Genomic DNA, 8,887 nt, shown 5'->3' with positions numbered 1-8,887 from the left:
AAGAATTTGAAGCCAGGCGATTAAAGAGAATGTGTGTATCCTCTGCGGTACTTCAGGGAAGGTGCAGTATTGCATTCTGAGCACTAGGGCTAATTTTCAGTAGCTCTTTTCAGCGGCTACCAACCTGAAGAAATAATCTTTTTTGTAATATGCTCAATGGCTAGGTGACACATTATTTTGTAGCTAGACAGTAATAGATTTTAGTTGGTCTGTTTGCATTTGATATGCCCAATGCAAACGTTACCCTCTTGATCTTCAAACACCGGTATTGCGTCAAGTTTATCGAAGGCGCCCGTTAAACAGTTGCCTGTTTTACTATCAAAGGCTGCGCCATGGGCACTGCATAGCAAACGATTTCCATCTGACGAAATGATACTCTCTGACCGGTAATTGAGAGGTAAGTACTGGTGGGGGCAGGCATTGACGTAGCAATAAATAGCACCCTCTATGCGCGTTACAATGACAGGGAAAGATCCACCGTTGCTAATAATTTCCAGGCAGTGTGTTTTACCTTCTTGTATGAGATTAGAAGGACAAACAATAGCCCCCGCTTGGGGGGCATTCGCATAGTTACGCCAAGCGTCGTGCACAGGGTTTCCTTTTTACTGTTTAACAGTACTAGTCAGCAGTGCTTTGCAACACGCCTCGGTTAATTTGATCCTCTTCGATGGATTCAAAAAGTGCTTTAAAATTACCCTCTCCAAACCCATCATCGCCCTTGCGCTGGATAAACTCGAAGAAGATCGGACCAATCACCGTTTTTGAGAATATTTGTAGCAAAATTCTGGTTTCGCCACCGCCCAAGACGCCTTCACCATCAATCAAAATGCCACGGTTACGAAGTTTATCGAGAGGCTCCTGGTGGTATTTTACGCGCTCAAGCGACTTTTCATAGTAGATGCTTGGCGGGCCAGGCATAAATTCGAGTCCCTCAGCCGCAATTAAGTCAGTGCCGGTATAGATATCGTCCGTGGCAATGGCGATATGCTGAATACCTTCGCCGTTATACTCACGTAAGTACTCTTCGATCTGGCTATGATCGTCGGCACTCTCGTTAATAGGGATACGGATTTTACCGTCGGGGGAGGTTAATGCACGGCTTGTAAGGCCGGTTACTTTACCGGTGATATCGAAGTAGCGTATTTCACGGAAGTTAAAGGTGTCGTGATAAAACTTATACCACGTGTCCATGTTGCCGCGAATAACGTTATGAGTGAGGTGGTCAAGATAGTAAAAACCAAAGCCTTTAGGCTTAGGATCTTTCTCAGCTAACCACTCAAACTCATTGGAGTAACAGCTGCCTTTTTCGCCGTACGTATCAATAAAGTAAAGCAGCGAACCGCCAATGCCAATAACGGCTGGTGCGTCGATAGACTTATTGCCAGTGAACTCTTCAGCACCTAAATCAACGGCACGTTTTAGGGCATGCTGAGCATCAACTACGCGCCAGGCCATGGCCGGTGCGCATGGGCCGTGTGCCTCGATAAATGCTGATGCATGTGAGTCAGGCTCACTGTTAAGCAGGTAGTTGATATCACCCTGACGATAAACAGTGATTGATTTGTCACGGTGTTTTGCAACGGGGACGAAGCCCATTTGCCTAAACAGGCTGTCTAATTTTTCGGGCTCAGGGTGGGCAAATTCAACAAATTCAAAACCATCAGTACCTGCTGGGTTTACATCACTTATAGTTACTTTGGGCGCGTCGTGTGGGAAGGGACCCATCGTTGTCTCTCCTTATTGTTTTGTAATTTGACAAGATCAGTATAGGGAAGAGTCGGTGCAATTAGGTTGCAAACTAACCCCGTATGCAGCCAAATAGTGCACAGCTTGTGCGCAATTGGAGTCTTATATGCATGAGGTTTCTCTAGATCGTTACGATCTTGCAATTTTGTCAGAATTGCAGAAAAACTCAGCCCTCACTAATTCAGAATTGGGTGAGCGCGTCAGCCTGTCTCCCTCTCAGTGCTCCCGGCGCAAAGCGCGGTTAGAAACCGAGGGGGTGATTAAGGGGTATTCGGCGAGGCTAGATGCCGCTAGCCTGGGTTTTGGCTTGCGTGCCATCACTAGAGTTAACCTTAAAGCTCACGGTGAAAGCATGGACGATGATTTCGTAGCGTTACTGACGAAGCACGCCATGGTGCGAGAAGCCTACTCTGTATCCGGCGATGCGGACTATGTACTGCACGTAATAGCCAAGGACCTCACCGAATTTTCGGACTTTATTCACCATCATTTATTGCCTCATCCTAATGTCACCCAGGTCCGCTCTGAAATCATACTGCGTAGTATGAAAGAGGCGCAGGGCCTGCCAGTGAGTGGTGGTTAGGCTATGTCCGAAATCGCCGACTTTTCAGGCAACGCCTAATCAGAGGCTCCCTAAGCAACAGAGTTTTTTGTGTCCTGAGGGTTCTATGCGTCTTAAGTTTTACTGTCAGAATCGAATTGGCATTCTTCGCGATATAGTGGCTCAGTTTGCTGATTACCGAATTAATGTCGCGCGGGGCGAAGTGGGCGGTGAGCAGGGCAATACCATCTATTTGCATGTTCCGAACTTACTTAATGCGCAGCTACTGACGCTTAAGCCGGTATTGGAAGCCATCCCCGGCGTGTTTAGTGTTAAGCGCGCTAGCTTGATGCCCAGTGAGCGCCGTCATTTGGAACTGGATGCGCTGTTATCCTCGCTTTCTGACCCCGTCATGTCGATTGATATGCAGGGCCGGATTGTGGCGGCTAACCGTATTGCTGTTCAGGTATTGGGGGTGCGTGTTCAAGAAGTGCCGGGGCTCTCGCTGGATCGTTATCTTGATGAAGTGGATCTTCCCGATTTGATTCGCCGTAACAACTCACGCATCAATGGGCTGCGGATCAAGCTAAAAGGTGACACTTATCTTGCCGATATCGCGCCACTGCACATGGAAGACACGAAGGTGGATTCACTAGCAGGGGCGGTCGTGACGTTACACCGTGCTGACCGTATTGGAGCACGTATTTACCAGGTGCAGCGTCAGGAACTGCGTGGCTTTGAGGCCATTTTTCAGTCGAGTTCGCGATTGGAAGCCGTGATCAACGAGGCGCGTCGTATGGCGCCACTGGATGCACCGCTGTTAATTGTGGGTGAAACGGGGACGGGAAAAGAGCTGGTGGCCAGGGCCTGTCATTTGGCCAGCCCTCGGGGGCAAGCGCCGTTTGTGGTGCTTAACTGTGCTGGGCTTCCTGAGTCAATGGCCGAGACAGAGCTTTTCGGTTACGCACCTGGAGCCTTTGAGGGCGCTCGGCCGGAAGGAAAGCTTGGCCTCCTGGAGCTTAACGAAGGTGGCACGGTCTTTCTTGATGAAGTCGGCGAAATGAGCCCACGGCTGCAGACGAAGCTGTTGCGTTTTCTTCAGGATGGCGGCTTTCGGCGTGTGGGTAGCGAGGAGGAGACCTTCCTTGATGTCAGAGTAATCTGTGCCACTCAACAAAACCTGCCACAACTATGTAGTGAAGGGCTTTTTCGGCTGGATCTTTATCACCGGCTCAATGTGCTTTCGCTACAGGTGCCACCGTTACGTGAATGCCTGGACGGCATCGAGGAGTTGGCGGCCTATGTACTTGATCGTGCAGCGCGTCAGATAGGCTGCCCTTTGCCGGAGCTTTCGCCCACTGCGCTTGAAAAAATCACCCGCTACGACTGGCCGGGTAATGTGCGTCAGCTGGAAAATGTGCTCTTCCAGGCGGTGTCGCTGTGTGAAGAGAAGACCATTGAGCCGGTGCATTTGCGCCTTCCTTACAGCGAAGTGTCTTCTGAGCTGGCGGGGATTCCATTAGAAGGAAGCTTGAGCGACATGCTAGGCGAGGTGGAAAGAAACATCTTAAGTACGCTGTATCAGCAGCACCCCTCCAGCCGCCAGCTGGGCAAGCGGTTGGGCGTTTCGCACACCACCATTGCCAATAAGCTCAAACGTTACGGGATAGGTGCTCAAGACGATACTCAAAACAATAGCCAAGACAACACTTAAGTCATTACTAAGAGATAATTTGGGACGATTTTTATAAAATTTTTCATGGCCGTTAAATTAACTGTAACGATTTATTTACAGGGTGGCAGAGAAATATAACGCTTGGCCCCCGGCTATCGGCATTTTTTATTAAGTGTAACGTATAGTTTACGGTTGCGCCTCGCTTAGGCAGCCAGCGTCTCAATGAATGCGATTTAAGCCCATTCCTGCCCCATGGCTATCCCCATAGACTCTTTATAGATTGCTCTTTATGACGGGTTGACCGCCGTTGGTTGGCTTTTATAAGCAGCTAATCGCTTTTAAGTAGCTGTTCTAGCTGCTCATCAATAAATAGCCTAATAAAACAATACAAATTCATAAGGTTTCCCAATGACAACGACAAATACGCCTCCCAAAACGCTGTGGCTGGGCCGCTGGGGGTTTGTGCTGGCAGCCACGGGTTCTGCAGTGGGCCTGGGTAATATCTGGAAGTTTCCTTACATCACCGGCGAGTTCGGGGGGGGCGCTTTTGTGCTGGTCTATCTGGCCTGCATATTGGCGGTCGGTGTTCCTATCATGATGGCTGAAATCAGCTTCGGCCGCCGTGGAAGGGGCAGCCCGATTGACGCTATCCGTCGTGTGGTACACGAGTCGGGCCGCGGCAGTTTCTGGTCGATCTTCGGCTGGATGGCCATGCTCTGTGGGTTCATGATTCTGTCGTTCTATGTAGTGGTCGCTGGCTGGTCATTCTCCTATCTGTGGAAAATGCTGAGCGGCGGACTGGCGGGTAATAGCGTCGAAGACATGGCGGCTATTTTTTCCGCCAATAACGCTAATCCGTTTTCACTCGGCGCTTGGAGCACGCTGGTTACGGTGCTCACCATGTTTATTGTGGGCAAAGGCGTACAGGCCGGTATTGAAAAGAGCGTGAGCTGGATGATGCCTGGCATGGTGATCATGCTGGGCATACTGATTGGCTACGGTGCGTTTTCCGGCGGCTTTGCAGAGGCATGGTCGTTTCTGTTTTCCTTCAACACGGAAGGGTTAAGCAGCGAAGGCTTGCTCGCAGCGCTAGGGCACGCCTTCTTTACCTTGTCGCTCGCATCTGGTGCGATTCTTACCTACGGCTCTTACTTGCCAGACGGGCACTCCATCGCGCGCACGACGTTTAGCGTGGCTATCGCTGATACCGTAGTTGCACTGATGGCTGGCTTGGCTATTTTTCCGATTATTTTTGCTAACGGAATGAACCCCGGCGAGGGCCCAGGGCTGATTTTCATGAGCCTGCCGCTGGCGTTCCAAGCGATGCCCTTTGGCACATTGTTTGGCATTCTGTTCTTTTTGATGCTGTCGATGGCGGCGCTTACCTCGTCGATTTCGATGATCGAGGCGACGGTAGCCTGGCTCACTGGAAGCAAGGGAATGACGCGTAAACAGGCATCGTGGGGTGTGGGTATTGTGCTGTGGTTAGTGAGCACCTTGGCGATGCTGTCGTTCAATGTTGGTGCTGATTGGTCGCTGGCTGGGCGAAACTTCTTTGGCTGGTTAGATTACTTAACTTCCCGCTGGATGATGCCGCTAGGTGGCCTAGGCATGGCACTGATGGCAGGCTTCCTGCTGCGTAATGAAATATTCAGGGAAGAGCTAGGACTTACCCGCACTCAGCATATGCTGTGGTTGTTTATGGTGCGTTACGTCAGCCCGCTAGGCATTGTGTTAATTTTCATCGATGCGCTGGGCCTTGCCACCCTCCAGGTAGGCACTCAGTGGCCGTGGTTGCTGGCGCTGCTGGCGCTTGTCACCGTGGTGGGAGAATTGGCTAGCCCGCGACTGCGTCACCAAGCCTATTAGCGCACGCGGTACCAGCTGTTTAAACAGCTGCCTGAAAAACGCCCCCATCAAATGCTGATGGGGGCGTTTTGCGTTATTGGCATGGCTTGTTTCGCACAGTCATCTATTTCAAAGCCTACATACAAGCCTATTGAGCAATGTTAAATTAGCAAGCGTTGGGTTTGGCTCGATAGTTTAATTAGGCCGATAGTAAAGTACGACACCAATAACGGATCATAAAATACCAGGAACACGATTGTGTTAAAAAAATTTTGCGTTAACTCTTCGCTACTAACAATACTCACATTTGCGGCTGGGTCCGCCCATGCTGGCGGCTATGTGGGGGCATCTGTCGGTCAATCAGAGTTTCCGGGGGATTATGACCACTCCCTTAGCTTTTCTGTAAAAGGTGGCTATGCAGTGAGTGAGCATTTAGCGTTTGAAGTGGCTTACTTAAATCTCGGTAGTTCCAAAGATAAAAATGAAAACCACCCTACCCCTCCCTGGGAGGCTGAGGTAACGGGTATCAATACATCGTTAGTACTGAGCGCGCCTCTAAATCAACGGATTGATATGTTCGCTAAAGTGGGCGGCTTCTTTTGGCGTGTTGACGTTAGTGAAGACGGTTATGGCAATATTTTCTCTGACAGAGGCACTGATATCAGCTTTGGTGTAGGCGGGGCTTACCACGTCGCTGACGATATTTCCGTATTTGCTGAATACCAGCGTTTTGATGTTGATAGCGGAAAAATAGACAACTTTGCGGCGGGTATACACTTGTTTTTCTAGCCAGCGAGCCTGTGGCTGATCGAGAGGCAAAGCCCCCCCAATCCATGTATAGGGTGGGGGCAGCGACGTCCATCGTCATGCTCCCTTAGGTGTGCTGGGTAATGATCTCAGTATCAACCGATGCGCACTGCATGACCTTGATACGGGTCAATTTGGTTTCAAGTGAGATCGTATGGTGCAGATGATGAGAGCGCTGGAAAGAAGAGCGCTGAGAGCCAAGGTGGGGTGGTGAAAGCTGGCAAGAAGTGACGTGGGAGGGAAAGCGCTGAACAGTGGTGTTTATGGGGGAGGCATCAGCGTATCAATGTGTTCTCGCCGCTCGCTATGCGTCGCGGCGAGAACACTCGTCTACTGGCTTACAACACGGTTGGCGATACTCTCTTCCTCCGCTGCATTAACTAACTGCTCACGAAAGAAGGCAAGCGCTGCTGGCGCGTCCACACCACGGCTCTTTACAGACTCACTCCAGGCATCCTGCAAGTTGCTGGCGACGCCCCGCAGGTGGTCAATGTCTTGTTCCGATGCTTGGGTAAAGGTCGCGCCATTTTCTTCACCAAATTCAACGCCACGCTGGTCGGAAATATCCATCATGTAGCCAAATAGGCGTGAAAGCCGCTCGCCCGATACGCTTTCAATTGCCGCGCGGTCTTCGTCCGACACTTGATCCCAGAACATCGGGTTCATCACAATCGCAAAGCTGCCGCGATAGAAGCCGCCATCTACGGTAAGGGTATGCGGGGCTACTTCGGCAACGCGAAAGCTGCGCAAGCTTTCAAGTGTTAGCATCGCACCGTCAACAACGCCTTGGGAGGCCGCTTCGTAGGTGCCTGTTGGAGGAATGGCGACCCCAGTCACTGACATTGCCTCGGCTAAGCCACTCATCACTCCGCCGCCCACGCGCAGCCGTTTGCCGGCAAGCTCATCAATTGAGCTTATTTGATCACGGGTAAATATTTGCCCTGGGCCATGCACGCCCATCGCCACCACATCAACGCCACGGTGCTCATTAGCTTGCTGTAAATACTCTTGATGGGTATGCCAATAAGCGGCGGAAGCATCTTCTGAGGAGAACTCCTCAAACGTAGGGAATTCAGGCAGCTGCGTTGCTAGAAAGCGGCCCGCCATATGCGCATGAAAAATCCAACTGGCGTCCGCAATGCCATCCGCAACGATCTCCATTTGTGCGGGAGGTGGCCCCATATCATGCACCACCTCTACCGTGACCCGGTCATCAGTGGCTTCCTCAATCCACGCCTTCCAGGTCGGCCAAACAATGGTATTGACGCCATGGTTAGGCCCGCCCCAGGTACTGACGGTGATCGTTGTTTGTGCAAGTGCCGACATACTAAATGCCATGCTTGAAATAGCGATGGCACCTACGAGTAAGCGAGCAGGTTTATTCATTTTTAAAGCTCCAGAGCCGGCGCTATTAGGCCTTGTACGAAAACCTAGCGCCTGTGTTGTTATTGGTAATGCCTAACCCCGGGCAAGTGGCGTCTTCTCGGGGCTGCGTAAATCACACCGGTTACCATGCCTCTGGATAGTTTCAATAGCAACTAATTTGAGAGCGGTTGGTATTGTACTTAAGTCTTGGGTTTTAAGTTTTACAGAACTCGGGTGCTTAAAGATCTACAAGTTTGGCGGCCGTGGTCAGTGGAGTCAGCGAATCGGGATAGCGGTCTCTTCTTTGATATTACGTAGCACGAAATTGGAGCTGACCTGGGAGATACCATTTAGGGTGAAGAGCTTCTCATTCAGAAAACGGTCGTAAGCCGCCATATCTTCAATAACTACTCGCAGTACGAAATCGGCGTTGCCGGTGGTGGCGTAGCACTGCAGCACTTCTGGGTACTGCAGAATGCGATTTTCAAACTCAACGGTATTGTCAATGTGATGGCGAACCAGCGTCACCATGACCAATGCTGATAGTGGCTGGCCCACTAAGCTGGGCTCCACCAGCGCAGCAAAACGGCGGATAACGCCACTCTCTTCCAAGGCCTTTACGCGACGCCAGCAGGCGGCGGGGGAAAGCCCGATCTGTTCGGCAAGCTCATTGTTGGTAATGCGCCCCTGTTGCTGAAGCAGGGTAAGAATGCGCTGATCATGTCTGTCTAAGGTGATTTCTTTCGTCACTTCTCTCATGGCGTCATTTCATTTATTTGTGGTTTGTTGAATATCATTGCGTCTAAAGAAAAAAAATGAAAGGAATGATTAATAACCAGACTTTTGAAGAGTGAATTAGCAAGCACCTTTAGTGCGCTCTTGGCTAGACTCAAGCGTATTACAAC

The 8,887-nt window shown here is 50.6% G+C and carries 8 protein-coding genes; 4 read left to right on the top strand and 4 right to left on the bottom strand.

Annotated features, from left to right (window positions below):
- Window positions 1-200: 200 nt before the first annotated feature.
- Both MOY_RS02350 and hppD read right to left on the bottom strand, forming a co-directional pair.
- Window positions 201-590, bottom strand: coding sequence for a Rieske (2Fe-2S) protein (locus MOY_RS02350; RefSeq protein WP_009096100.1), 390 nt, complete (start codon window positions 588-590; stop codon window positions 201-203).
- 28 nt (window positions 591-618) lie between these two features.
- A complete protein-coding gene (gene hppD / locus MOY_RS02345) occupies window positions 619-1,725 on the bottom strand; it encodes a 4-hydroxyphenylpyruvate dioxygenase (RefSeq protein WP_009096098.1) in 1,107 nt (368 codons plus the stop codon).
- A gap of 127 nt (window positions 1,726-1,852) precedes the next feature.
- Here hppD and MOY_RS02340 point away from each other — a divergent pair, with 127 nt between their 5' ends.
- The 4 genes from MOY_RS02340 (at window position 1,853) to MOY_RS16610 (ending at window position 6,599) form a co-directional block, all read left to right on the top strand.
- Window positions 1,853-2,329, top strand: a complete 477-nt coding sequence (locus tag MOY_RS02340; RefSeq protein ID WP_009096096.1) for an Lrp/AsnC family transcriptional regulator — start codon at window positions 1,853-1,855, stop codon at window positions 2,327-2,329.
- Between the two features lie 85 nt (window positions 2,330-2,414).
- On the top strand, window positions 2,415-4,001 hold the full coding sequence (locus MOY_RS02335) for a sigma-54-dependent transcriptional regulator (RefSeq protein ID WP_009096094.1): 1,587 nt from the start codon (window positions 2,415-2,417) through the stop codon (window positions 3,999-4,001).
- A 369-nt stretch (window positions 4,002-4,370) separates the two neighbouring features.
- Window positions 4,371-5,831, top strand: coding sequence for a sodium-dependent transporter (locus tag MOY_RS02330; protein ID WP_009096092.1), 1,461 nt, complete (start codon window positions 4,371-4,373; stop codon window positions 5,829-5,831).
- A gap of 237 nt (window positions 5,832-6,068) precedes the next feature.
- Window positions 6,069-6,599, top strand: a complete 531-nt coding sequence (locus tag MOY_RS16610; protein ID WP_009096090.1) for an outer membrane beta-barrel protein — start codon at window positions 6,069-6,071, stop codon at window positions 6,597-6,599.
- A 348-nt stretch (window positions 6,600-6,947) separates the two neighbouring features.
- Here MOY_RS16610 and MOY_RS02320 read toward each other — a convergent pair whose 3' ends face one another.
- Window positions 6,948-8,003: a TRAP transporter substrate-binding protein gene (locus MOY_RS02320; RefSeq protein WP_009096089.1), complete on the bottom strand. Its 1,056-nt coding sequence runs from the start codon at window positions 8,001-8,003 to the stop codon at window positions 6,948-6,950.
- 255 nt (window positions 8,004-8,258) lie between these two features.
- Complete coding sequence (locus MOY_RS02315; RefSeq protein ID WP_009096087.1) at window positions 8,259-8,741, bottom strand: Lrp/AsnC family transcriptional regulator; 483 nt, start codon at window positions 8,739-8,741, stop codon at window positions 8,259-8,261.
- Between the last annotated feature and the right edge of the window lie 146 nt (window positions 8,742-8,887).

The sequence above is a fragment of the Halomonas sp. GFAJ-1 genome (assembly GCF_000236625.2).
In the GTDB taxonomy this organism is placed as follows: Bacteria; Pseudomonadota; Gammaproteobacteria; order Pseudomonadales; family Halomonadaceae; genus Vreelandella.
This window is presented reverse-complemented; position numbering and strand designations above follow the sequence as displayed.